At 38.3% G+C, this 25407-nt stretch carries 18 protein-coding genes; 12 read left to right on the top strand and 6 right to left on the bottom strand.

Annotated features, from left to right (window positions below):
• Position 1 precedes the first annotated feature (1 nt).
• Positions 2 to 736 (bottom strand): 1-acylglycerol-3-phosphate O-acyltransferase, encoded by a 735-nt coding sequence (locus HV560_RS01400; RefSeq protein ID WP_176812001.1) that lies wholly within the window; start codon positions 734 to 736, stop codon positions 2 to 4.
• Between the two features lie 146 nt (positions 737 to 882).
• Here HV560_RS01400 and tpx point away from each other — a divergent pair, with 146 nt between their 5' ends.
• Complete coding sequence (gene tpx, locus HV560_RS01395; RefSeq protein ID WP_176812000.1) at positions 883 to 1380, top strand: thiol peroxidase; 498 nt, start codon at positions 883 to 885, stop codon at positions 1378 to 1380.
• 86 nt (positions 1381 to 1466) lie between these two features.
• Here tpx and yidC read toward each other — a convergent pair whose 3' ends face one another.
• From yidC to ydiJ, 3 genes are all read right to left on the bottom strand, one after another.
• On the bottom strand, positions 1467 to 3092 hold the full coding sequence (yidC, locus tag HV560_RS01390; protein WP_176811999.1) for a membrane protein insertase YidC: 1626 nt from the start codon (positions 3090 to 3092) through the stop codon (positions 1467 to 1469).
• 153 nt (positions 3093 to 3245) lie between these two features.
• Entirely contained in the window at positions 3246 to 3695 is a 450-nt protein-coding gene (locus tag HV560_RS01385; protein ID WP_272955346.1) for a hotdog fold thioesterase, read from the bottom strand.
• 52 nt (positions 3696 to 3747) lie between these two features.
• Complete coding sequence (gene ydiJ / locus HV560_RS01380; RefSeq protein WP_176811998.1) at positions 3748 to 6840, bottom strand: D-2-hydroxyglutarate dehydrogenase YdiJ; 3093 nt, start codon at positions 6838 to 6840, stop codon at positions 3748 to 3750.
• A 400-nt stretch (positions 6841 to 7240) separates the two neighbouring features.
• Between ydiJ and ompA the strand changes: the two genes are divergently transcribed.
• Complete coding sequence (gene ompA / locus HV560_RS01375) at positions 7241 to 8383, top strand: porin OmpA (RefSeq protein WP_176811997.1); 1143 nt, start codon at positions 7241 to 7243, stop codon at positions 8381 to 8383.
• Positions 8384 to 8452: 69 nt separating this feature from the next.
• Here the strand turns inward: ompA and matP are convergent, their stop codons facing one another.
• Positions 8453 to 8899, bottom strand: coding sequence for a macrodomain Ter protein MatP (gene matP, locus HV560_RS01370; RefSeq protein ID WP_159628672.1), 447 nt, complete (start codon positions 8897 to 8899; stop codon positions 8453 to 8455).
• A gap of 94 nt (positions 8900 to 8993) precedes the next feature.
• Here matP and HV560_RS01365 point away from each other — a divergent pair, with 94 nt between their 5' ends.
• The 8 genes from HV560_RS01365 to ptrA all read left to right on the top strand — a co-directional run bounded on the left by HV560_RS01365 (position 8994) and on the right by ptrA (position 19917).
• Positions 8994 to 10628, top strand: a complete 1635-nt coding sequence (locus tag HV560_RS01365; RefSeq protein ID WP_176811996.1) for an AAA family ATPase — start codon at positions 8994 to 8996, stop codon at positions 10626 to 10628.
• Between the two features lie 112 nt (positions 10629 to 10740).
• The gene (fabA, locus tag HV560_RS01360) at positions 10741 to 11271 is read left to right on the top strand and encodes a bifunctional 3-hydroxydecanoyl-ACP dehydratase/trans-2-decenoyl-ACP isomerase (protein WP_159628670.1); all 531 of its coding nucleotides are present in this window, start codon (positions 10741 to 10743) and stop codon (positions 11269 to 11271) included.
• Between the two features lie 100 nt (positions 11272 to 11371).
• On the top strand, positions 11372 to 11893 hold the full coding sequence (locus tag HV560_RS01355) for a pilus assembly FimT family protein (RefSeq protein WP_176811995.1): 522 nt from the start codon (positions 11372 to 11374) through the stop codon (positions 11891 to 11893).
• On the top strand, positions 11853 to 12545 hold the full coding sequence (locus tag HV560_RS01350) for a PulJ/GspJ family protein (protein ID WP_176811994.1): 693 nt from the start codon (positions 11853 to 11855) through the stop codon (positions 12543 to 12545). The genes HV560_RS01355 and HV560_RS01350 overlap by 41 nt, the downstream gene beginning before the upstream one ends.
• Before the next feature lie 8 nt (positions 12546 to 12553).
• Positions 12554 to 13237 (top strand): DUF2572 family protein, encoded by a 684-nt coding sequence (locus HV560_RS01345; protein ID WP_176811993.1) that lies wholly within the window; start codon positions 12554 to 12556, stop codon positions 13235 to 13237.
• Positions 13230 to 13523 (top strand): DUF5374 domain-containing protein, encoded by a 294-nt coding sequence (locus tag HV560_RS01340; protein WP_176807692.1) that lies wholly within the window; start codon positions 13230 to 13232, stop codon positions 13521 to 13523. Before HV560_RS01345 ends, HV560_RS01340 begins: the two co-directional genes overlap by 8 nt.
• Positions 13524 to 13570: 47 nt before the next feature.
• A complete protein-coding gene (gene recC, locus HV560_RS01335; RefSeq protein WP_176811992.1) occupies positions 13571 to 16858 on the top strand; it encodes an exodeoxyribonuclease V subunit gamma in 3288 nt (1095 codons plus the stop codon).
• A 107-nt stretch (positions 16859 to 16965) separates the two neighbouring features.
• The gene (ptrA, locus tag HV560_RS01330) at positions 16966 to 19917 is read left to right on the top strand and encodes a pitrilysin (RefSeq protein WP_176811991.1); all 2952 of its coding nucleotides are present in this window, start codon (positions 16966 to 16968) and stop codon (positions 19915 to 19917) included.
• Between the two features lie 46 nt (positions 19918 to 19963).
• Here the strand turns inward: ptrA and HV560_RS01325 are convergent, their stop codons facing one another.
• A complete protein-coding gene (locus HV560_RS01325; protein ID WP_176811990.1) occupies positions 19964 to 21610 on the bottom strand; it encodes an ABC transporter substrate-binding protein in 1647 nt (548 codons plus the stop codon).
• Positions 21611 to 21963: 353 nt separating this feature from the next.
• On the opposite strand from HV560_RS01325, the gene HV560_RS10435 reads away from it, so the two are divergent.
• Positions 21964 to 22095 carry a hypothetical protein gene (locus tag HV560_RS10435; RefSeq protein ID WP_272955345.1) on the top strand — a complete coding sequence of 44 codons (132 nt, stop codon included), beginning with the start codon at positions 21964 to 21966 and terminating at the stop codon, positions 22093 to 22095.
• 223 nt (positions 22096 to 22318) lie between these two features.
• The gene (locus tag HV560_RS01320) at positions 22319 to 25333 is read left to right on the top strand and encodes a YadA-like family protein (RefSeq protein WP_176811989.1); all 3015 of its coding nucleotides are present in this window, start codon (positions 22319 to 22321) and stop codon (positions 25331 to 25333) included.
• Positions 25334 to 25407 lie beyond the last annotated feature (74 nt).

The following is a 25407-nucleotide window of genomic DNA, read 5'->3' as shown; positions in this document are numbered from 1 at the left end:
ATCAGATGTTTTTTGTTGTATTTTCTAACTGTTGAACTTCTTGATTAAGCTCTTCAAATTTAGCAAGCATAATTTGATGGCATTTTTCCATTAATTCTTTTACGTTTTCACGGCTATAACTGGAAGTGTCAATAGGATCAAGCATTTCACAGATCACAATACCGTTATTCCAACGGTTCAAATCAATTTTATTATGTAAGTTAGAACAGACAACAGGTACAATTGGTACACCTGCGGAAATCGCTAGATGGAAAGCTCCTGTTTTAAAAGGCAGTAAGCCACGTCCACGACTACGAGTGCCTTCTGGGAACATCCAAACAGATACTTGACGTTTTTTTACGATTTGCCCTGCTTTATTCATTGTTTCAATGGCACTTGAACGTTTTTCACGATGAATAAAAATGTTACCCGTTGCCCAATAAACTAAGCCGAAAAAGGGAATCCAAATCAGGCTTTTTTTGCCGATACTCACGGTATTTTCAGCCACCATTGACGAAATTGTTGCCATATCATAGTTATTTTGATGGTTGCCGATATAGACAACAGGGAAGTCAATTTCAGGTTTTTTACGAGTAATCAGTTTTACGCCCATTAATTTATGCAATGAGCCGAACCAGCGTGCTACAACGCCCACGCTGCTCGGGTGGCGTAGTCGCACTAAGGCATAAAGTGTGCCAACAATAGAAATTAGAATGGCTGCAGTGGCAACCAAAAAAATACGAAAAATTTTCAACATAACAGTGATAACCTTAAAAATCAGATGTCTATGAGTATAGCAAAATAAGGTTAGTTTCTAAAGATTATCATAATTAAATTGATAGTTTCCTATTTTGCAAAAAATCTGTATATTTAGACCGCTTGTTTATTCATAAGGAGAAAAGAATGAGTAAAGTAACTTTAGCAGGAAACCCAATTGATGTTGCAGGTGCATTCCCACAAAAAGGTGATGTTGTGGCAGATTTTACGCTGGTTAATAGCGATTTAGAGGACGTTTCACTGTCTGATTTTGACGGTAAGCGTAAAGTGTTAAATATTTTCCCAAGTATTGATACTGGCATTTGTGCGAAGTCTGTACGTGTGTTTAACGAAAAAGCCACGAGTTTAAACAACACCGTTGTATTGTGTATTTCAGCTGATTTACCTTTTGCTCAAGCTCGTTTTTGTGGGGCAGAAGGGATTGAAAATGCGAAAGTGTTATCCACTTTCCGTCACTGTGAATTACATAAAACACTTGGTGTAGATATTACCTCTGGCCCGTTATCCTGTTTAGCGGCTCGTTCAGTTATTGTATTAGATGAGAACAATAAGGTATTACACAGCCAATTAGTGCCAGAAATCAAACAAGAGCCAGATTATGATGCGGCTCTGGCAGTATTATAATTTGCAACGTTTTTTTATTTTATGACCGCTTGTCAAGTATAAAAAAGCCCGCTGATTTTATTCAGCGGGCTTTTTTTTGCTATGTATTATTTCTTACGAGAGTGTAGGCCTTTTTTCTCAAGGTTACGGTAAATTACCCATTGCTGTGCAATTGTAATTAGGTTTGAGGTTAGCCAGTAAAGTACTAAGCCTGATGGAAACCATAAGAAGAACACGGTGAAGATCACAGGCATAAAGGTCATTACTTTCTGCTGCATTGGGTCAGCCACAGGAGTTGGCGACATTTTTTGTAACCAGAACATTGAAGCACCCATTAGCAGAGGCAGAATGTAATAAGGATCTTGTGCCGATAAATCTTGAATCCAGCCGAAGAATGGTGCGTGGCGTAATTCTACTGCTTCCATAAATGTCCAGTATAATGCGATGAAAATTGGCATTTGGATAAGAATAGGTAAGCAACCGCCCATCGGATTGACTTTTTCTTCTTTGTACAATTTCATCATCTCTTGGCTCATACGTTGACGATCATCGCCAAAACGATCGCGCATCTCTTGAATTTTTGGTTGCAACATACGCATTTTTGCCATTGAGGTATACTGTGCTTTAGTTAATGGATAGAGCAAGCTTTTTACTACAATCGTTACACCAATAATGGCTAAGCCCCAGTTACCTACAATTTTTTGGATGGTCGTTAATAACCAGAAAAGCGGTTTTGCAATAAACCAAGCCCAGCCATAATCTACGGTTAAATCAAGATTATTCGCTGCCTCTTCCATCTCTTTTTGGTCTTTAGAACCTGTCCAAAGTTTGCTGCTTAGATTCGCTTCAGAATTTGGTGCAATGGTTGTTAATGGGCCACGATAACCGATAGTTGCGACACCATTATTGGTGCGTGAATAAAGATTGTTTTCGACATCTTGATTAGGCACCCAAGCAGAAACAAAGTAGTGCTGTAATACCGCAATCCAGCCAGCTTTTGTGTTAATACTTAAGTTGGCTTTTTCCATATCTTGGAAGCTATATTTTTTATAGTTGGTTTCTGAAGAAGAGTAAGCTCCGCCAGTATAAGTTGGCATAGTTAAGCTACCTGAGCTCTCCACCACAGAGTGTTTTAATTGACCGTAAGGCTGAACTTCAATGGTTTCTGCTGTATTATTTTTAATGTTGAAATTTACGCCAACATCATAGCTACCACGTTTTAGTGTAAAGGTTTTAGTGTAAACTATGCCATCTTTCTCAAACGTTAATGGCACGGAAAGCTCATTTTGACCATCAGCTAATTTGAAGCTATTAGCCGTTACCGCATATTGAGGACGACCTGAATTAGTATCAATACCATTTTTACCCACTAAACCACTTTGTGCAACATAGGTTTTCGTACCATCTTGTTGTAATAGTTTAAAGGGCGTGTTCGAGTTTAGTTCAGCATTATGTTTTAATAAATCTGAGCTCACTACATCGCCACCTAAGGTATCAATGGTTAGGCGTAACACATCGCTTTCTACGGTAATGGTTTTGCCCTGCGTGATGCTGTCTGCAATCGGATTGGCGTTAGAAGCTGCTGGAACATCGCCCATTTGTTGTTGGAGTTGAGCTGCCACTTGAGCCTGTTTTTGAGCTTGAATTTCAGGGTTAAAATCTTGCCGCCACTGTGTAAAAATAAGCACAGACACCAGAAGTAAACCCATTAGCAGTAAGCCACGATTATTCATTTTGAAGTTCTCTTGTTAGTAATGGATAAAAAGAAAGGTATTTTATAATAGGTTGGCGTGTTTTCCAAACGCCTTTTATAAACAAGCGGTCGGATTTGAGCAATGTTTTGCAAAATTATCTGAAAATCTGACCGCTTGCAAAGCGTTTGCAGATTACCGTTTTTCTAAAATACGATTGGTTAAGCGTGAAATCGCACACAAATTGCCTTCTTCATCAAATAGTTCAATTTGCCACACTTGGCTACTGCCACCTAAATGAAGCGGTTTGGTAACACCAGTTACAGTGCCTTTTTTCACGCCTTTTAAATGCGAAATACTGAGTTCTGTACCCACTGCGATTTGCTCTGCGTTACACATTAAACTTGAGCCTGCCGAACCTAAAGTTTCCGCAAGGGCGGCTGAAACTCCACCGTGTAATAATCCAAAAGGCTGTTGAGTACGGTGATCAAGGGGGAGCGTTGCTTCAAGCGTATCATCGGTAATTTTACTGAATTTAATCCCTAAGTGAGCCACTGCTGACTGACTACAAAAATGATTTAACTTGTCGATAATTTGCTCGGGCGATAAGTCTTTGGTCATTTGTGAGTTCCAAATTGCGGTCATTTTCTAAGCTCCTGTTTAGTTTGTCGGGCAAATTTTCATTTTTTCTATCGTGCTAGATGATTTCAAGTAATGCCTGCACGGGGTGTTTAATTCCTTGTTGTTCAAAGCGTTTTACTTGCGAGCGGCAAGAGTAGCCTGTTGCTAAACAGCGAGCAAGTGATTTTCCGCTGATTTTTTGTTGCCAAGATTGTTCATAAATCGCCTTTGACATTGCTAAATGCGTTGTTTCGTGTCCGAAAGTTCCCGCCATACCGCAGCAGCCGACAGCTTCGGTCACCAAGGTTTCGCCAAAATGGGCAAAAATGGCTTGCCACTCTTTGGCTGAATTAGGTAGAGCGGTGGATTCGGTACAATGTGAGAACAAATGCCATTGCAAGCGGTCTGAATTGGTTGATTTTTTGCAATTTTCTAATGCTCCTTTTTTTATCTCCTCGCTTAGCCATTCGTGGGCTAATAATACGTTGAAATTGCCACGAGATTCTTTCAGCACATCTTTATACTCTTCACGGTAAATTAAGGTAAGAGCAGGGTCGATAGACACCATTTGCAACCCTAATTTTGCTACTCGATTTAGGAAATCTGCTTGGTTTTGGGCCGTTTTAGCAAATTTATGTAAAAAGCCTTTAACGTGTTGTGCTTTTCCGCTCGGTTTAAAGGGGAGAACGATGGGTTTAAAGCCTAATTTTTGAATGAGCGCGACAAAGTCAGCCACTACTTTAGCATCATAATAAGAAGTGAAAGGATCTTGCACAATAAACAGTGTTTTGCAATTTTTTGTCAAAAAATCACCGCTTGTTGCTTGTTGCTCAAGGCTTTCTAAGCTCTCGCCTTGATAGCCAATTTCCACTAATTGCTGTTGCAAATTGGGGGCAGATAATGCGGGTAAATAGCTCATTCCAATTGTTTTATTTGCCACTTTTTCAGCGAAATTTGAGGTGCTGAAAAAGTTAAAGAACGTTGGCTGTTTTGCCATTGTGGGGACAATAAATTCTAAATTCGCAACCACATAATCTTTCAGTGGACGTAAATAGCGAGAGTGATAGAGTTCGTTAAATTGCGATCTAAACGTTGGCACATCAATTTTAATTGGACATTGGCTAGCACAGGCTTTGCAGGCAAGGCAGGTGTCCATCGCCATTTTCACTTCGTGCGAAAAATCGTACTCTTTCTTTTTGTTTAGCGTGTGGCGAATTTTAGCAACGAAATCACTCAATTTGGCGGTTTGTTTGGTTTGGCTGAAGATTAACGCTTCAGGCTTTATGTTTTGTTCCGCCAGTAGTCGCAGCCATTCACGCACCAATGTGGCTCGTCCTTTTGGCGAATAGAGGCGGTTGCCCGATACTTTCATTGACGGGCACATCGTGCTATGCACATCAAAGTTAAAACATAAGCCATTGCCGTTGCAGTTCATTGCACCTTTAAATTCTTCACGCACTTGGATCGGAATTTGGCGGTCGAAATCAGCCCGCATTGGTGAATCAATCGGGTAAAGTTTTGCATCGCTTTCAAGTGGTGTGCAGATTTTGCCTGGATTTAGGCGATTATGTGGGTCAAACAGTTGTTTGATGTAGCGAAGCTCTTGCCATAAAGTCTTGCCAAAGAATCGCTCACCATAATAAGAACGCATCCCTTTTCCGTGTTCTCCCCAAATCAAGCCACCATATTTGGCAGTAAGCTCGACCACTTGGTCGGAAATTTGCTTAAAAGTTTTCACTTGGGTTTTATCGCATAAATTTAAGGCTGGGCGAACGTGCAACACGCCTGCATCTACGTGCCCAAACATTCCGTATGGCAAATTATGACTATCTAATAACGCACGGAATTCAGCAATATAATCGGCTAAGTTTTCAGGCGGCACGGCGGTGTCTTCCACAAAGGCGATTGGCTTTGCCCAGCCTTTCGCATTGCCTAGCAATCCGACGGCTTTTTTCCGCATAGTATAAATTTTCTCGATGGAATTAATATCGCTCGTGAGTTGGTAGCCAATAATATTTGCTTCATTGTTTGCGATTTTCTGATCGAGATTTTCACATAATGCTTGAACTTGTGCCTCAATTTGTTTTTGATCGCTAGAGGCATATTCCACAATATTTAGCCCTAAAATAGGATTATTCGTATCTTCAGTTAATAAATCGGATACCGAATGCCAGACAATATCTTGTTTGGCAAGATTTAGTACTTTGGAATCGATGGTTTCTACTGATAATGCCTTAGCCTCTAACATAAAAGGAGCAGAGCGAAGTGCGGCATCAAAGGAGCTATATTTTATGTTAATTAACGTCCGGTATGTTGGAATAGGTAGCAAATTCAGCTTCGCTTCACAAATAAAGGCAAGTGAACCTTCCGATCCAGTTAAAATTCGAGTCAGGTTAAATTCACTTTCATCATCATTAAAGACGTTTTTCAGATCGTAGCCAGTAATAAAACGGTTAAGCTGAGGTAGTTCGCTTAATATCTTTGGACGTAATGATTGGCAACGGGTAAAAACTTCACGGTGTAAAGTTTTGCCTAATTCAGATAAATTAAGATTTTCGACATTTGCCAAAAACTGATCAGATTTGACCGCTTGTGTTTCTAAAATATCACCATTAATAAGGACTGATTTAATCGCTAGAATATGATCAGAGGTTTTGCCATATTGTAAAGAGCCTTGTCCTGAAGCATCAGTATTAATCATTCCGCCTAGTGTGGCTCGGTTACTGGTAGAAAGTTCTGGTGAGAAAAATAGCCCATAGGGTTTGAGAAATTGATTTAGTTGATCTTTAATCACACCCGCTTGCACTCTAACCCATTTCTCTTCTACATTTAATTCTAAAATTTGGTTCATATAGCGAGAGAGATCTACAATAATATTGTTGTTAAGTGACTGCCCATTTGTACCTGTGCCCCCACCTCGAGGAGTAAAGGTTAAATGCTGATATTCGGGTTTTTGCGCGAGTTTAGTGAGAATTACCACATCAGAAATGGATTGCGGAAAAAGAATGGCTTGCGGAATTTGCTGATAAACGCTGTTATCGGTTGCAAGTGAAAGCCTGTCAGCGTATTGAGAGGTAATATCGCCACTGAAATGCTGATTTACGAGCTTATTTAAATAAGATTGAGTAGCTGAATTTAACTGAGGTACTTCAGAAAGTCTAGGTATCATAGCTGTGTTTGATTTTATAAAAATGATAAGGTAACTTTAGCTATCTTAGCAAGATTTCGAACAATTTAAAATGGAATCTATTGGTGTAAAAATGAGCTGGTTGGCTAAAAAATAACTCAAATGTACGTTTTCTTAGGAAAAAATAATTGATTTTTCAAAAATGAAGTCAGATAATGAGAATATTCTTGCTCAAGCTGGAATTAGAACAAGAATGTTACTCAGAAGATAATTTTTATACAAAAAGTTCTTTTTTAGGATATTTTTTGTTGTATAATATTTCTGACATTAGCTCTCTTGCTTCTTAATTGTTGAAGCATAAAGTTAAAGTTTTAATACTTGATTATTTTAAGAGTATTAAGAGTTTATTTAATCGATGACAATATTTAAGAGGATCATCAAAATGAAAAAAACATTAGTTGCATTAGCAGTATTATCAGCTGCTACAGTAGCTCAAGCAGCTCCACAAGCTAACACTTTCTATGCAGGTGCTAAAGCGGGTTGGGCATCATTCCACCATGGTGTTAAACAATTCGATAGTAAATATGCTGGAAGCACACGCTATAATTTATTTAATGCTGATAAAGGTTTCGGTATTAACCGTAACTCTGTAACTTACGGTGTGTTCGGTGGTTACCAAATCTTAAACCAAAATAATGTTGGTTTAGCACTAGAATTAGGCTATGACTATTTCGGTCGTGTACGTGGTAACGATAAAGTAGTTGGTTTACAAGGTAAAGATTATCGTGCATTCAAACACTCTGCTCACGGTACTCACTTAAGCTTAAAACCAAGTTATGAAGTTGCACCTAATTTAGATGCATTTGCTAAAGTAGGTGTTGCATTAGTTCGTAATGACTATAAATTCTATGCTGAGCCAAATAGTTCTGACACAACAGATAAATACCACGACTTAAAAACATCTTTAATTTTAGGTGGTGGTTTAGAGTATGCAATCACTCCAGAATTAGCAGCTCGTGTTGAATACCAATGGTTAAATAAAGCGGGCAATTACGCTAAAGCAATTCGTAAAGCTGATCCACAAAGCAGAGATGTTGCTAAATATGGCCCAGAAATTCACTCAGTTTCTGCTGGTTTAACATATCGTTTTGGTCAAGGTGCAGCTCCAGTTGAAGCACCAGAAGTTATTACTAAAAACTTTGCATTCAGCTCAGATGTTTTATTTGATTTTGGTAAATCAAGCTTAAAACCAGCTGCAGCATCTTCTTTAGATGCAGCTCACGCAGAAATGAACAACTTAGGCTTAGCTAACCCAGCAGTTCAAGTTAATGGTTACACAGACCGTATCGGTAGCGAAGAGTTTAACTTAAAACTTTCACAACGCCGTGCAGAAACAGTAGCTAACTACATCGTTTCTAAAGGTGCTAACCCAGCTAGCGTAACTGCTGTAGGTTATGGTAAAGCAAACCCAGTAACTGGTAACACTTGTGATGCAGTTAAAGGTCGTCAAGCATTGATCGCTTGCTTAGCACCAGATCGCCGTGTTGAAATCCAAATTCAAGGTTCAAAACAAGTAACTATGTAATGAATATAGTACTTTAATTGAAAAATTGAGTAGAAAAAAGCCCGCTTGTTAGCGGGCTTTTGCTTTTAATTATTTTAATAAATCTTTTAAACTTGATTTCATTTTCGCAACTTGTTCTAAGTAAAACTGCTTGTTTTCAACTTCGTCAGTTAATTTAATGATAGCCTCAGATAAAGTAAGATTTTGACTTTTGGCATATTTAGAGAGCTTTAGCCAACTGGCGTATTCTAAATCAATTGATTTTTTCTTTGTTGCTTGTTTCTCGGCATTAAAAAAACGTTTTCTTTTCGCTCGAACAGATTGACGCATTTTTTTACGTTGTTCAGTCGTCATTTCTGATTTAATCCATTTTTCTACTTCTTCAGGGGAATCTTGTAATGTAGAGAGAAATTGAATCTTCAAATCAATCAAACTTTGCTCTTCGTGCTTAGTAATGTTTTCTCCTTCCCGATATTTTTTGAGAAGATATTGCCATTTCCAAGTAGTTTCTTGCGTAATAAGTTTTTGATATCGCATAATCGTAAATAGTGATGGGAAAAGATAAGCTATATTTAGCAAGTATAGCGGAATTCTGTATAATAAACCAAATTTTCGATAAAGAGGCAAATTTGTGACCATTTTTTTACTTAATAGTCCAGAACTAACTGTTGAATATCCTTTTTCTGATTCAAATCAGCAGATAAATTTTTTTGATTTCCAATTAAAAGCAAAACAAGCTTTAAAGCAATTTATGCAAGCTAATTTGGGATCTTTATTGGTAGTTAAATCCGAACTATTTCCTGAATTTATCAATGAGCTTACCGATTATTTAAGACAAGATAATCCAGCGATTTCTATAGTAACCAAAATGGATTTTAATAAAAATAACTTGTTTGGTTATTATGTTTTTTTGGAAAGAGAACAGAGAACTGAATATGTGCAAGGTGCAATTCAGGAAGCAATTAATGGTGTTTTAATTGTAAATATAAATTCATTATTATTGGATATTACTCAGTGGGATAAATTAAAGCAGGCATTATTATTTGGAGAATATGAGCCCCATTCTGTTAATTACCCGCCACATTTTTTAGAGAAAGAAAAATCTGCATTTAAATTAATTTTGGTTGGTGAAAGAGAAGATATTTCAACCCTTTTATCTTATGATGATAATTTATATCAAGTTGCACAATATACTGAAATTAAATCCTACTTATCATTAAATAATAATATTGAAAAATGGGCGAATTATGTTCAGACTTGTGCTAAAAATATCATTAATAAAAGATTAATGCCTACAGCACTTAATCAATTTTTACAGGCTTTTATCCGAGAAAGTGAAAGCCGTGATTTAATTTCTATTTCGCCAACATTATTAAGAAAACATTTATTAGGTATTCAGAATTTCTATGAAGATACACAGATTAATGAAGTAAACACCTATTTTAATTATTTAGAAGAACAATCTTCTATTCTAAATGAATATACGATGGAAGATATTTTGAAAAATCAACTTTATATTGAAACAGACGGCGAGCAAATTGGTCAGATAAATGGTTTATCCGTTATTGATTTTGAAGGTATTCCTTATAGTTTTGGGGAGCCTTTGCGTATAAGTTGTAATGTGCAATATGGCGATGGCGAAATTCATGATATTGAGCGTAAGGTCGAATTAGGTGGAAATATTCACTCAAAAGGAATTATTCTTGCTCAATCCTGCTTGGCTAATTTATTAGAATTACCCACTCAATTGCCGTTTTCCGCTTCTATTGCTTTTGAGCAATCTTATGGCGAAATTGATGGAGACAGCTCTTCTCTAGCTATTTTTAATGTGTTAGTGAGTGCGTTATCTAAAATTGCGTTACCACAATCTATTGCCGTAACGGGTGCAATCGATCAATTTGGTCATGTGCTCAGCGTAGGTGGTGTGAATCAGAAAATTGAAGGTTTCTTTAATATTTGTAAGGCTCGAAACTTAACAGGAAAGCAAGGTGTCATTATTCCTGCTGCTTGCCTTGGGCATTTGAGCTTGAAAGCTGAAGTGGTTGAAGCAGTGGCTCAAGAGCAATTTAAAATTTGGGCAGTTGAAAATGTATTTGATGCGATTGAGATTTTGTTTGCTCGGCGTTTTTATGATGATGAGAAAGTGCTAACATCTGAACACACATCAATATTTTCGCTTATCCATCAGCAATTGGAAGATCGTGATAATCAAGATACAAGCGGTTCATTTTTTAGAAAAATTTGCAAAAAGCTGATGTTTGACTGATCCGACAAGCCAGCTTACAGCTGTTCACTGAATTAAAAGTCTGTTACTATCTGCCTAATTTATCAGGTATTGATATAACAGGCTTTTTTCTATTTACAGGATTTTAAAAATAATGAACAGTTGTACACCAATTATTAAACCAAGCTATACTTATGAAGAACTTTTACTTTCTGGTAAAGGTGAATTGTTCGGTGATAAAGGGCCCCAATTGCCAGCTCCTCCTATGTTAATGATGGATCGTATCATTGAGATGAGCCAAGAGAAAGGAAATTTTGAGAAAGGTTATATTGAAGCAGAATTTGATATTAAACCTGATTTATGGTTTTTTGATTGTCATTTTATTAACGATCCTGTTATGCCAGGTTGTTTAGGTTTAGATGCAATGTGGCAATTAGTTGGATTCTATCTTGGCTGGATTGGTGGGGAAGGCAAAGGCCGTGCATTAGGTGTTGGAGAAGTGAAATTCACAGGGCAAATTTTACCGACAGCGAAAAAAGTAACCTACCGCATTCATATGAAACGTGTGGTAAATCGTAAATTAGTGATGGGCGTGGCTGATGGTGAGGTGGAAGTTGATGGCCGCGTAATCTATACCGCAACAGACTTAAAAGTTGGTTTATTTCAAGACACTACATCATTTTAATTAAAATATTAATTTTGCGATCTGTATCGAAAAATTAAATTTTTTTCATTTACAATCTCTCCTTAAATTATAAGATGCCCTCTATCAAGAGGGTATTTTTATGTATAAAGCAATAACATTAATTGAAGTGTTGACTGCTATGGCTATTATGGTCATTTCAATTTATTTTATCTCTCCTATTATTTTTACTTTTCAAGATAGAATTGCATTAAATAGTGAAATTGAAAATATTCAATCTTTTATTTACCAAATCCAAACTAAGGCTCGTTATAGCAAGCGAAATTATACATTAACTATTTCTCAGCAAAATAATCGGTGGTGTATGGTGGCAGTAATGAAACCAATTAATAGCAATAAACAAATTATTTGTAATTGTTTAATGAAGAATAGTTGTAATCAAAATGAAGAATACCATCTTTATAAACCGACTCATCAAAGCATAGTATTAAAAAATAAAAGTTTATATCCAAAATCCTTTGTTAATATTGATGGGGTAAGTGGGCAGTTAGAATCTAAATGTATTCATCTTAATTTAAATAAAGAGAGTGATATTTTACAGTTTGATCAATTAGGGCGGGTTTATGTGGCAGCAAAAAATAAACGTAGTACCTGTAAAGATTAATTTATCGGCATTTAGTTTGCTTGAAGTTTTAGTTACAACCGCCTTAGGGGCGTTTGTATTATTTATTTTTTCCTTAATCTATTCTGATTTTTATCGCTCTCAAATTAAACAAAGAGAATTATTATCCTTGCAAGCAGATGCTCATCAACTCATTCATTACTTCCAGAAACATTTTCAGCATATAGGCTATCAAGGAAGTAAGCGAATAGGGAGTAACTTTGATTTATTTCAGCTAGATGGAAAAAGTGTGAATATACCAAATCGGAATTGTTTGATTAGCTTTTATGATTTAAATCAAGATGGCTGTTTGGGAAAACGTAGAACAAAAACGACCGCTTGTAAGTTAGGCGATATGAATAATACTCGTGATGTATTAAAAGAAATATTTGCTTTTAAATTAGAGAATAATGAAATTTATACATTTTCTACTAAATTAGATACTTGTTTGAAAGAAGAGTGTTTAAAATTATTAGCTAATTGTAATGGTTCTTGGCATAAATTTATTGAAGTAAATAATATTAAAGTCAATAAATTAAATTTTAGTTGGAAGAAAAAAGATGTATTGCTTGAGGTGGAAATAGAATTGGCATCAGTAAAAGAAAATAATCTTAATTATTACACCAGAGCTTATATTTTTTTGTTAAATCATTAGAGGTAGGAATGCTATTTAATAAAAATGCCAGTGCATTATTAGTTTCCTTAATTTTAATTTGCTCTATCTTATCAATTCTCTTTTTAACTAAAGATAAATGGATTAATCAGCAAAATATTACCCATTTTTATAATGAAAAGTATCTGTCAGATAAATATCACTTTCTCTCTTTATATCAAGAAGATAAAAATCAACGTTGTCAAAAATTACAAAAAGAGAAAATTATTCAAACTGATTTGTCGCCGCAAAAATTAAATTTTTTACAATATGAATTTGAATGTCAATTTAACAGTTTGTTTAAAGATAAAAAGCCGACTAAAGAAAAGTATATTTCATTTACCCAACTTTCTGATTATTTAGATTTATCGAACGTACCCCAACGAGAGATATACAGGATTCGTGCATTATCGGAGCTACCCAAAAGTCGTGAAGATGATCCTAAAATTGTGATTGCTCAAAATGAGATAAATGAAAATTTACCAGAAGATTTTTATGGCATTGTAATTACCGATTATTTATTTGATATTACCGGAAAAAAGATGTATGGCACTTTGTATTCTTCTTATGATAATGCACGAAAAGAGAGGAATTTAACTTTTAAAAAAGAGGTTATTAGGCAGCTGGAAGCAAAGTATTCTTATTGGCGATATTTAGCTAATTCTGAAAATATGATAGGTGCAATAGATGAATAAATATAAAGCAGAAACTACAATTTCTCTATTGGTTGCAGTAATCCTATTCTCGATTGTGGCGTTGAGTTTTAGTCATTGGCAATCAGAGCAGAATCGACAAATTAATCAGTATTTCCAGCAGCAACAAGCTGCAGGAATATTAGAAAATCAAATTGCGTTACAGCTAGCAGGTTTAGAGTGTGAAACAAATCTGGTGCAAAACGATATGCGTTATGAAGTTCAATGCTTAGGGAATAAACTGATTGTTCGCTATCCGTTGGGAAAAATTGAACTGAATAATGATTGAATCGCTCCCCGCTTTGTTGGAAAATAATTTATTAGCGAGGCGTTATTATGTTTACACTTTATCAATCCAACCAAATTGCATCACTAGCTGAAATGCTGGTGAAAGTTCAGCAAGTCAATCCGCTTAAAGATCCTTTTGAGCCAGAAACCATTTTGATTCAAAGCCAAGGAATGGCACAGTGGTTACAAATGCAGATTGCGGAAGTGAGCGGTGTTATGGGGAATTGCAACTTTCTTTATCCCACGACTTTTTTGTGGCAACAGTATCGTGTGCTATTTCCAGAATTACCGAAAGAGAATATTTTTGACCGCAATTCAATGGCTTGGCGGATTATGCGTTTGCTCCCAGGCTGCCTTCACCAAGCAGAATTTGCACCACTTCGGCATTATTTGGCAAATCAGCCGAGTGAGGAGCAATATCAGCTTAAACTTTACCAACTATCTGCCAAAATTGCTGAATTATTTGACCAATATTTGGTGTATCGCCCACATTGGTTAGTACATTGGGAAGAGAACAACTTACAAGCGGTCGAAAATGAGTTAAGAAGTGCAATTGCTAGCAAGAATATAGATCTGAATTTGATTACTGCTGATATGAAATGGCAAAGCCACTTATGGCAACAAATCGTGCAAGATCTCGAATTTAGTGTAGATAATCGTATTTTTACCACTTCACACCGTGCCTATTTGCAACAGAATTATTTTGAAAAGCTGGATAATTTAACGGATGCGGAAAGAGAAAAGTTGCCAAAACGTATTTTTGTTTTTGGTATTTCTGCGTTCTCACCATTACAGTTAGCGGTATTTAAAAAACTGAGCGAGCACTGTGATATTCACATTTTCTTTTTTAACCCAAGCGAAAAATATTGGGGAGATAGCATAGAAGACAAAGTGTGGCAAAAGCTTGCTTTAACGCATAAGATCTCGCCAGAAGATCTGGATACATTATTGATGGAGCAGAGCAATAAATTGCTTAATCTTTGGGGTAAGCAAGGGCGTGATTTTTTAGCACAACTGATGGAGTTTGAACCCAATACGATTGATGTGTTTATTGAGCCTGATGAGTCCAGCAATCTCAACAAACTTAAAAAACAGATTTTTATTTCTGAAAATAATGCCACTATTGATCATTTAATCGAAGATCACTCAATTCAAATTCACGCTTGCCATAGCCAGATGAGGGAAGTGGAGGTGCTACATAACCAGCTATTGAATTTATTTGAGAAAGATAAAACCTTGCGACCAAAAGATATTATTGTGATGTCGCCAGATATTAACAAATACGCGCCGTATATTGATGCCGTATTTTCTCGTTATGCAGGCAGTCGAGATCCCCGTTATATTCCTTTTTCGTTATCCGATCAGCTGTGGACTAAAATTGATCCTATTATCAATAGTTTCTTACAGCTGCTGGCGATGAAAGAGAGCCAATTTAACGCAGAATATGTGTTTGATTTATTAGAAGTTGGGGCTATTCAAGCACGTTTTTCTTTTAGCTCGGAAGATATTTACACCCTGCGAATTTGGGCAAAAAATGCAGGAGTGCGTTCTGGCACAGACATTCAACAGCCCTATTGGTACAACTACAATTCGTGGGAGAATGGCTTAAATCGTTTGTTGCTTGGCTCAAGTTTGAAAGAGTCGCACGGCATTTGGGAAAACACCCTTGCTTTTAGTGATAGCTATGGATTGAATGCAGAATTAGTTGGGCGACTTGCCTCGTTTGTTTCAGTCTTATTAGAATGGGTGAAACGGATTCAATTGCCACAATCTTTAGCACAATGGCATTTAGCGGTGAAAACCTTGATTGCGGATTTGTATCAAGAAAATGCGGAGAATGCCGCTTCTATTTTGTTACTCAATACAGTCAATGATGAAGTGTTAGCACTCATTTCCACCACACGTTTTGCCGAAAATCTACATATTGAGATTTTAGCACTCATTTTTAACCAACAGCTAAACCAATCTTCTCAACAGCTCAATTTCTTGGCTGGACGAGTGAATTTTGCCACCCTTTTACCAATGCGAGCGATTCCGTTTAAGGTAGTTTGCTTGCTTGGAATGAATGAATCAGATTTCCCTCGCCAACAACAGATCAATAGCTTTGATTTAATGCGATATGCGCCTCAAAAAGGCGACCGTGCTAAGCGTGATGATGATCGCTACCTCTTCTTGGAAGCTTTACTTTCTGCCCAAGATGTTTTTTATATCAGCTACATAGGGCAGTCGCAAAAAGATGGCAAAGAGAGACTGCCTTCTATTTTGGTATCTCAGCTTTTAGACATCATCAATGACTCTTTAGAACCTGAATTTAAGCAAAAATTAGGCTCAGATGCGGAAAATGTATTAGTTAGAAAACAGCCACTTACGGTGTTTAGCAAAAAAAACTTCACTCACGTAAGAGATTCCGCCTATAACGCAGAATGGATTATCAACCCAACTGCTACTCATCAAGAGTTCTTAAGCGAGCCATTGAATACTGATATGGAAGATGATATTTCGATCGAAATCGAAAATCTAATCCGCTTTGTGCAGAACCCAATTAAATTCTTCTTTACGAACGTATTGGGGATTTCCTTCAATACCCATGATGACACCATTGATGACAGTGAGATTTTTGCGATGTCTGGATTAGATAATTACATTGTCTTAAATGAACTATTGGACATTGCACCTGAACAGCAAGAGCAGTTTTTTAAACAAGAACAGCTTAAAGGTAATCTGCCTGCCTCTAACTTTGCTAAGATCACGCAGCAAGATTTAGCCAACAAAATCAGCGATATGCGAGCCACTTTAGCCCCTTATTTAATGAAAGAAAGCACGGTATTAAGCTTCAACCAGAGCATTGTGATTGATGAGAAAGTAATCAATCTATACGGCAATATGACTAATCTATACGATGATGAAATGGTACGATGGCGAGTAGGCAGATTGCGAGATAAAGATAAGATTGAAGTTTGGATTTATCATCTCTTGCTTTGTATTTATTGCCCAGAAAAAATGGTGAAATTCTATTATCGTGAAGGTGGGCAAATAGGGGAGCTAAGCTTTGAAAAACTATCTTCAGAAGAAGCATTATTCCAATTAATGCTGTATATAAAAGATTACTTAGCAGGCTTATCGCAAGCCCAAATTGTGATTTATCACAATATTCAACGTTACCTCAATAACAAAGGAGAAAATATTGAGAAGGCACTTTCCGACCTTGCAGAAGAAGATGGCCGAGATGGCAGTTATCTCAACCGTATTCTTTCACAAACTACAGCACTAAATTCGCAGGCGATCTATCAACGTACAGTAAGTTGGTTTGGGTTGATGAATGAGAAAATAAGGTGAAATAACTAAACACAAGCGGTGATTTTGGTCGCTAAATTTGCAAATAGAATTTTTTCCTCATTTTGCTGTCAATTTATGACTATGATTTGTAATTTAAAAGGAGACTTATGAGATTATCTACGCTAACTAAATTACTGGCAGCCGCTTTTGCCATCAATATAATGGCTTATCCTGCTTTTGCAGAAGTTGCAAAAAATGCTGAAAAGACGACCGCTAGTCAGACTCAAATCCAACACCAACAGGGTTTTGAGCTAATAAAACGGAGAATTAATAAAAGCCCGAATGATAAGGCGATTTATCAAGGCATTAAACTGGATAATGGTATGGAGGTTTTACTGATTTCAGATAGCCAAGCGAATAAATCGCTAATGTCAGCTATTATTCCAATTGGATCGATGGACGACCCCATTTCTCAACAAGGGCTAGCCCATTATCTTGAACATATGATTCTGATGGGCTCAAAAAACTACCCTGAAACCAACAGTTTAGACGGCTTTTTAACCCAAAATGGCGGAATGAATAATGCTTCTACCGCTCCTCATCGTACGGCGTATTATTTACAAGTGAATAATGAGGCGTTTAGTGAGGCGGTTACTCGTTTGGCGGATACGCTTGCCTTCCCATTATTGCTGGAAACGAATGCCAAAAAAGAAGTCAATGCGGTGAATGCCGAGATGGTACGAGCAAAATCGCACGATGGGCATTTATTGCATAGCGTCAATTTAGCGACGTCAAACCCTGCCTACCCAGCCACAAAATTTGCGGTAGGCAATAAGCAAACATTATCCGACAAGCCAGACAGTAAATTACAAACTGAGTTAGAGAATTTCTACAAAGAACACTATTCTGCAAATTTGTTTAAGGTTGTGCTTTATTCAAATCAGCCGATTGAGCAGATGGCAAAATTGGCGGTAAAGACCTTAGGAAAAATGGAAAACAAAAACTTTAGCGTGCCACAAACTGTTGAGCCACGTTACCGCGCGGAAGATAAATCGGTTCTTATTCAATATAAACCCGTAAAATCAACAAAAATGCTTGTTATTAGTTTTGATTTTCCGAATGATGAAATGCACTTTAAACATAAAACAGGCGAGTATATTGCTTATGTATTGAACAATAACACAGATGGCACTTTGTCAGATTATTTGATTAAGCAAGGCTTCTCTGATGGTGGTATTGAGGCCGTCAGTACGGCGAATGTTGGGCGTGACCGCAGTTCATTTGATATTTATATTGAGCTAACCGATAAAGGATTGGCTGAGCAAGACAACGTCATTTCGCTGGTATTCCAACAAATTGAAAAAATTAAGCAAGAGGGCATTCAAGAAAGTTATTTCAACGAAGTGAAAGAGAGTCTGAAACAAGATTTTCAGCACTTACAAGTTGAAAAAAATATGGACTTTGTAGAGTTCATTACCGATCAAATGCTTTATTTCCCGCTAGAACATGTTATTGACCAACCGTATTTGGCAGAAACAATGGATAAAACAGCAATTCAAGAAAAGCTAGCAGGAATGACCTTAGATAAAGCACGTATTTTGCTCGTAAGCGATAATGCAGTAACCGATAAGAAAACCCCTCACTTTGAGGCAGGATATTCTGTAGCCAAAATCACGGAATCGCAAAAGCAAAAATGGCTCGATTTCAGCAAAAATCCACCGCTCAATTTGCCTGAACTTAATCCATATTTTACGACCGATTTCTCTTTAAATAAGGTGCAGCAAGGTTTAACTAAACCAAAATTAGTGGCTGAAAAACAGGGCGAATTAATTTATGTGATGCCAAGTGTGCATTTTGCGACTGATCCGAAAGCGAAAATCAGTATGGTATTTGATATTCGCCCAAGGCAAGCGGATTTAAAAACGGCGACTGCTGCCACCATTTTAGGCTATATGAATAATTGGGCTCAAGCTAAGCTAGAGTTCCAATCTTCCGTAGCAGGGATGAATTTAAGTTTAACCCCTGCGGCAAATGGTTTTCTGGCAAATGCAGAAGGTTATACACAAAACTTAAGCAAATTGATTTTAGACAGCATCAAACAGTTCAGCACTTTTGAGCTAAATGAAGACGTATTGGTCCAAGCGAAGCAGCGTTTACATCAAGCCTTAGATCGCAGCGAGAAAGAAAATAGCCTCAATCAAGCGAATGCAGCCCTGGTTCATTTTGCAAATTACCCTTATTTTGAGATCGAAAAACAGCGTGAGATGATAGACCAAATCACCCTTGATGATGTAAAAAAACTCCGCCACCGTATTTTGAATGATGCCACAGGCTTTAAGATGCTTTCCGTCGGCAATTTATCTACTGAGCAGGTTTCCGTACTCTCAAACGAGGTGCAAGCGGTCATAAAAAACCACAAATTTGCAAATACGACAGAGCCGTATGTTGAAATCAATCAAAGCCAACGCAAGTTGAATTTTATTAGACAAGTGCCAAATGAAGATAACGCCTTGTTAATGGCATTCCTACCAAATGGCTATGCGGAATTAGAAGGGATGGTAAGATCGATGTTACTCAGAGATATTATTTCCCGTTGGTATTTTGATGATTTGCGTACCGATAAACAACTTGGCTATGTGGTGTATGCAACCCATACTTCGATTGGTAAAACATCGGGTATTCAATTTATGGTACAAAGCCCGAATACGACACCAGCAGGTATTCTAAAACATAACGAACGCTTCTTTAAAGAAAGTCTCGAACGTTTGCAGAATCTGTCTGATGAAGAGTTTGTAAAATACCGTAATAGCTTGGTAGAAAAACTGCAATATAAACCAGAATCTTTAGCGGAAGAATTTGCGGAGTTCGGTACAGACTTTAGCAGAAATAATGCAAAATTTGACCGCTTGCAACAAGTGATTGAGCTAACTAAAGGGCTAACTAAGGCAGATATTGTGGCGTTTTACCAAAAAGCGGTCATCGATCAGAAAGGTTTAGTATTCGTTAGCCAAGCTGTCGGCACAAAAACCAAAGCAGAAGAGGTTGCGAAGTTTAACGATTTCGAGCAAGTTGAAAGCATTGAAAAGCTACAACGAGAATTTGACATTAAAGACTACTAAGCAGAAAAAGCCACCTTTCGGTGGCTTTTGTTTATCTCTGATTTAATTAATCCACAATCTTCACAGGATATAAGTAAGTATATCCGAATGGGCTTTGTTTGTAGCCTTCAACACGTTTGCTGGTTGGGGCAAAGTTAATTGAGTGAGCGACGTTAATCCAAGGTGCTTGCTCTCTTAAAATCACTTGAGCCTGTTCGTATAACTTAGTACGTTCTGCTTTATCAGATGAGCCTAATGCTTTTGCCAATAACGCATCTAACTCTGGATTGCTAAAGCGTGCATAGTTGCTGTTACCCACGTTTGGCGTGCCGAACAGTGGAGATAAGAAGTTATCCGGATCGCCATTATCGCCAGACCAACCGTAAGTCCCCGCAGTTAATTCACCTGCTTTGGTACGTTTGATGTAATCGCCCCATTCGTAGGTTACTAAATTTGCTTTCACACCGATTTTCTCCCAGTCTGCTTGAATAATTTCTGACATACGGCGTGGATTTGGGTTAGAGGCACGCACTACAGGTTGCACCCATAATTCGGTTTCAAAACCGTTCGGGAAGCCCGCTTCCGCTAATAATTGTTTCGCTTTTTCGATGTTGTATTCAGACTCAGGTAAGCTGTCGTTATATCCCCAGATCGTTGGCGGAAGAGGGTTTTTTGCCGCAAAACCATTGCCTTGATAAACCACATCAATAATTGCTTTTTTATCTACCGCTAAATTCAATGCTTGGCGAACTTTCACGTTATCAAACGGAGCTTTTTCGGTGTTGAACGCCACATAAGCAATGTTTAAACCCGGTTGAGATAATAAATTCACCTTCGGATCGGTTTTCATTTTCTCAATGTCGGTAGCATTCGGGAAGTCCATTAAATCACATTGACCAGCCTGTAATTTCGCATAACGAGCGGTTGCGTCCGGCACAATCTCAAAAATCAAGCGGTCGATATCCGGCTTGCCTTTCCAATACTCTTTGTTTGCCACATAACGGCTTGCTTGGTCTAACACATAGCCACTAAATACAAACGGACCTGTGCCGATTGGTGTGGTATCTACTGCTTCAGGCGTGCCTGCTTTCATCATTTTATCCGCATATTCCGCAGAATAAATCGAAGTGAAATCCATACCAAGACTCGATAAGAATGAGGCATCACGTTTGGTTAAGGTAATACGCACCGTGCTGTCGTCCACTTTCTCTACCGATTTTAATAACGTTGGGAATTTCATCGCATTGAAATATGGATAGGTTCCGTTTGAAACCTGATGATATGGGTGATTTTTGTCTAACTGACGGTTAAACGAGAACACCACATCATCTGCGTTTAACTCTCGGCTTGGGGTGAAATCTTTATTTGAATGGAATTTCACACCTTGACGTAATTTGAAGATGTAAGTTAAACCGTCTTCGCTGATTTCCCAGCTTTCTGCTAATGCTGGTTCAATATCCGTTGTGCCCGGTACAAATTCCACTAAGCGGTTATAAATTTGTTGCGAGCTGGCGTTATAAGATAAACCGTCCATCATTAAAATAGGGCTAAAGCCAGTTGGCGAACGGCTTACGCAGTTTACAAAGGTTTTTCCTGCACTAGGCTTTTCGGCTGCCACGGTGGTAGTGGTTTCCGTATTTTTATTATCACACGCAGCTAACGCAAAGGCGGCTAGCATACCTGCACTTAATTTAGTTAAAGTTAAAAATTTCATATTTTCTCCGTAAATAGTAGAGCTAGACGAAGGTTACCTTTTCCTATATTAAGAGTAAAGAATAAAAGGTGCTTTTTTATAACTAATAGTTCTAAATAAATCTTGTCGTCTAAACAATACAAGCGGTGATATTTTGATTAAATTTTGCAAATGCGAGAAAACTAAGTCTAGTAGCGAGATTTACCGAATGGCAGCTGAGCCAATATTGGCAATATTTTCACTAAAAAAGACCGCTTGTTTCAGGTAAGTTTTACCGCGTTAATGCACATTAAAAAAGCTAAATTTTTAGTGTTAATTGCACAAAAAATAGATTAAAATCGCATTTTTTTATTTACAGAGAAAGAAAAGATTATATGATGAACTCACTCACTCACTCACTCACTCACTCACTCACTCACTCACTCACTCACTCACTCACTCACTCACTCACTCACTCACTCACTCACTCACTCACTCACTCACTCACTCACTCACTCACCGCCTAAACGTCTAGTATTCCGTTTATCGCTGCTGGCAATCGCACTTGGAGTAACAGGAGGAGCTTGGGCGGAGAGTACTCGGATTATTGATGGAAACGCACTTCCAGCACCTGTAACATCTGGTCAGAAATCTAAATACTACTGTTATTACGATGAAGATGCTTTAACGGTTATCTGTGGCGGGGTAGATGTTACAGGCCAATCAAACATCCGTAATTACGCTATAGTCATGGGCCATAAAACTAAAGCTAGCGATGTGTACCATTCCACCATTATGGGTTATTGGAATAACGCCAACAATGTGCACTATTCTACCTTCATGGGGTATAACACTAAAGCTAACGGTGTGAATTACTCTACCCTTATAGGCGATAACGCCAATGCTAAAAATGTGAGTCAATCTACCATGATCGGTTATGGTACTAAAGTCGACAATCTACTTGCCTCTAACGTCATCGGTTATAGCAATAGTGCTAACGATATGAATCACTCTACCGTCATAGGTTATATCAATAAAGCTGACAATGCACTTTTCTCTTCCATCATGGGTTCTACTATTACGGCTAGCGATGTGAAGTACTCTACGATTATGGGTTCTCAAACTAGAACCAATAATGTGGGGAGTTCTGCCATTATGGGACCTTGGAATAAGGCTAACGATGTGCTAGCGTCAGCCTTCATTGGTGATAGCATTACAGCCAATGATGTGTCTTTCTCTGCTGTCATTGGTCATCTTGCTCGTGCTAACAATGTGCGTGAATCTACTGTTATGGGTGCTTACACTAAGGTCGATAATGTGAAGAGTTCTGAAATTATTGGGCATTCGAGTAATGCCAATAATGTGTTTGCTTCCACTGTCATGGGGCATGTGAATAACTCCAACCATGTGAATTACTCTACTGTCATTGGTTATAGGAATGACACCGACGATGTAAGCTTCTCTCCTATCATGGGGGCTAGAATTAAAGCTCAAGATGTAAATGGTTCTCCCATAATGGGTTCTGGAATTAAAGCTGTCAATGTGCTTTTTTCTCCTGTCATCGGTTATGAATCTACAGCCACCAGTGCGTATTACTCTACCGTTATTGGCTATAAAACGAGAGCAGCAGCGACTAAAAATTCCATCATTATGGGATCTAATTCGGCTGTAGGTGATTCAGAGACATCATTAGCTATACAAAAGGTTTATGATATAGCTTATAAGGAGGCTTATGATAAGTATTTAGCCGATCATCCTGAAGGTAAGATGGATAATGGAGATTATAATGACTTAACAAAAACACAAGCAGAAGTAGAGGCTAAAAAAGCAGGCAATTCTGAGAGGTTTAAGTATATAGATAACCCAATTTTAACTGAAAACAGTATTCTCATCGGTAATAATTCATTTGCCAACAAATCAGGAGTCATTTCTATTGGTAGTGGAAATACAATAAAAGCCCCAGATGCAGTGGCTCTTGGTAATGGTATTGTTATTGATGATGAAAAATTTCATCAATCCGTAGTATTAGGAACAGGCAGTGTCCCTGCTTTAGCTGCTCCAGTAGCAGGTATGAAAATGGGTGAAACTGACGTAACGTTTGCAGGTGGTAACCCAGCCTCAACAGTATCTGTAGGTGCAGCCAATAATGAACGCCAAATCACTTATGTAGCAGCAGGTAGAATTGCAGCAGACAGTACGGATGCCGTTAATGGTAGCCAGTTATTTGCGATATTAAATAACCATACAACAGATGGACTAAAAGACAAAGCCGACCTATCAGTTGTGAAAGATCTAGATGCTCATATAAACAGACAAATCAATGACTTAGCGAGTAGAACGGCTGCTGAGCTAGATAAGAAAGCCGATCAGACCACGGTGAACGTGCTGGCGGATATAGTAGCAACGAAAGCTAATCAAACTGATGTAGAGGCAAACAAAAAGGCAATTGCCGCAAATACCTCACAACTTAATCAGCTGAGAGGAGCTACTGATGAGGCATTTGCTGGTGTGGTTAAAATAATGCAGGAGATGGATGCAAAAGTAGACACAGAAGTGGGCAAAGTAAATACTCGTATTGATAGCGTATCTCAAGAAGTGGTGTCTATAAATGAAAAAGTGGATACTGAACTTGTAAAAGTGAACGACAAAGTAGCATCAGAGGTGGGAAAAGTGGAGACGAAGGTCACCAATCTTGCGAAGGTGCTAGGTGCGAGTGTAACCGCAGACGGGTTGGTAGAGGTGGAATACAACTACTACCAAGGAGGCGAGAAGAAGACAGTAAATGATGTCAAATCGGCGTTGTCAGGCATATCGGAAAATAGCAAGCACTTTAATGCGAAGACGAATGCGGAGCAAGGTTCAAAGGCGACGGGAGAAGAGAGCGTAGCGATGGGGGGTAATAGCGAGGCATTAGGCAGAAACAGCGTTGCGGTAGGCTCAAACTCAAAGGCATTGGGAGAGAACGAATTTGCAGTGGGTAATGCGGAGCTAGAGTTAACGCGACGAATCACGCAGGTATCAGACGGTTTAGCGAAAAATGACGCCGTCAACAAAGGTCAGTTAGATGGTGAAGCTGAGAAGGTCAATGTTAAGTTAACCCGTGTGGCAGAGATATTAGGTGCGACGGTGACGACAGATGGTTTACTGACAGCGGAATACGACTACTACGAGAAAGGGCAGAAGAAGACGACGAATAATGTGAAAACGGCGTTAAATGCAGCGGCTCAAAATACGAAATATGTTTCTGTAAATAGCACAGGCAATAGTGCGAAGGCAGAGGGTACGGAGAGTGTTGCAATCGGTGCTAATAGTGTCGCGAAAGGCAGCAATAGCGTTGCAGTAGGCGCTGGTTCGGTGGCGATGAGCGACAATGAATTCTCGGTAGGTAATGCCAATGTTACACGCCGAATCACCAATGTGGCAGAGGGGGTATCGGAGACCGATGCGGTTAATATGGGGCAATTCACCCGAGGGATGAATGCGTTAGGGGGGCAAGTGAATCAGTTAGAGAACAAGATAGCCCGCACAGAAAAGCGGATGAGTTCAGGGATTGCTGGGGCGTATGCGGCGGCAAGTTTAATCAATGCACCGGGTGCAGGAGACAGTATGCTATCGGTCGGTACAGGCACCTTTAATGGGGCAACGGCAGTGGCATTGGGGTATTCAAGAGTATCAGATAATGGTAAAGTATCGCTGAAATTGATAGGCTCAGCGAGCAATAAAGGCGATGTAGGCGGAGGGGCATCAGTTGGATTTAAATTCTAATTGATGTGCAAAGAAGTCTGTATATAATACCGCTTGTAAGCAATCAAAGGAGAGAAAGATTGCTTACAAGCGTC

Source organism: Mannheimia pernigra (assembly GCF_013377995.1).
In the GTDB taxonomy this organism is placed as follows: domain Bacteria; phylum Pseudomonadota; class Gammaproteobacteria; order Enterobacterales; family Pasteurellaceae; genus Mannheimia; species Mannheimia pernigra.
The sequence above is the reverse complement of the archived record's forward strand: the minus strand, read 5'-3'. Positions and strand labels throughout refer to the sequence as shown.

Coding starts and splice junctions, on each gene's coding strand:
- HV560_RS01400 (WP_176812001.1), bottom strand. CDS start 736: ATGTTGAAAATTTTTCGTATTTTTTTGGTTGCCACTGCAGCCATTCTA.
- tpx (WP_176812000.1), top strand. CDS start 883: ATGAGTAAAGTAACTTTAGCAGGAAACCCAATTGATGTTGCAGGTGCA.
- yidC (WP_176811999.1), bottom strand. CDS start 3,092: ATGAATAATCGTGGCTTACTGCTAATGGGTTTACTTCTGGTGTCTGTG.
- HV560_RS01385 (WP_272955346.1), bottom strand. CDS start 3,695: ATGACCGCAATTTGGAACTCACAAATGACCAAAGACTTATCGCCCGAG.
- ydiJ (WP_176811998.1), bottom strand. CDS start 6,840: ATGATACCTAGACTTTCTGAAGTACCTCAGTTAAATTCAGCTACTCAA.
- ompA (WP_176811997.1), top strand. CDS start 7,241: ATGAAAAAAACATTAGTTGCATTAGCAGTATTATCAGCTGCTACAGTA.
- matP (WP_159628672.1), bottom strand. CDS start 8,899: ATGCGATATCAAAAACTTATTACGCAAGAAACTACTTGGAAATGGCAA.
- fabA (WP_159628670.1), top strand. CDS start 10,741: ATGAACAGTTGTACACCAATTATTAAACCAAGCTATACTTATGAAGAA.
- HV560_RS01355 (WP_176811995.1), top strand. CDS start 11,372: ATGTATAAAGCAATAACATTAATTGAAGTGTTGACTGCTATGGCTATT.
- HV560_RS01350 (WP_176811994.1), top strand. CDS start 11,853: ATGTGGCAGCAAAAAATAAACGTAGTACCTGTAAAGATTAATTTATCG.
- HV560_RS01345 (WP_176811993.1), top strand. CDS start 12,554: ATGCTATTTAATAAAAATGCCAGTGCATTATTAGTTTCCTTAATTTTA.
- HV560_RS01340 (WP_176807692.1), top strand. CDS start 13,230: ATGAATAAATATAAAGCAGAAACTACAATTTCTCTATTGGTTGCAGTA.
- recC (WP_176811992.1), top strand. CDS start 13,571: ATGTTTACACTTTATCAATCCAACCAAATTGCATCACTAGCTGAAATG.
- ptrA (WP_176811991.1), top strand. CDS start 16,966: ATGAGATTATCTACGCTAACTAAATTACTGGCAGCCGCTTTTGCCATC.
- HV560_RS01325 (WP_176811990.1), bottom strand. CDS start 21,610: ATGAAATTTTTAACTTTAACTAAATTAAGTGCAGGTATGCTAGCCGCC.
- HV560_RS10435 (WP_272955345.1), top strand. CDS start 21,964: ATGATGAACTCACTCACTCACTCACTCACTCACTCACTCACTCACTCA.
- HV560_RS01320 (WP_176811989.1), top strand. CDS start 22,319: ATGGGCCATAAAACTAAAGCTAGCGATGTGTACCATTCCACCATTATG.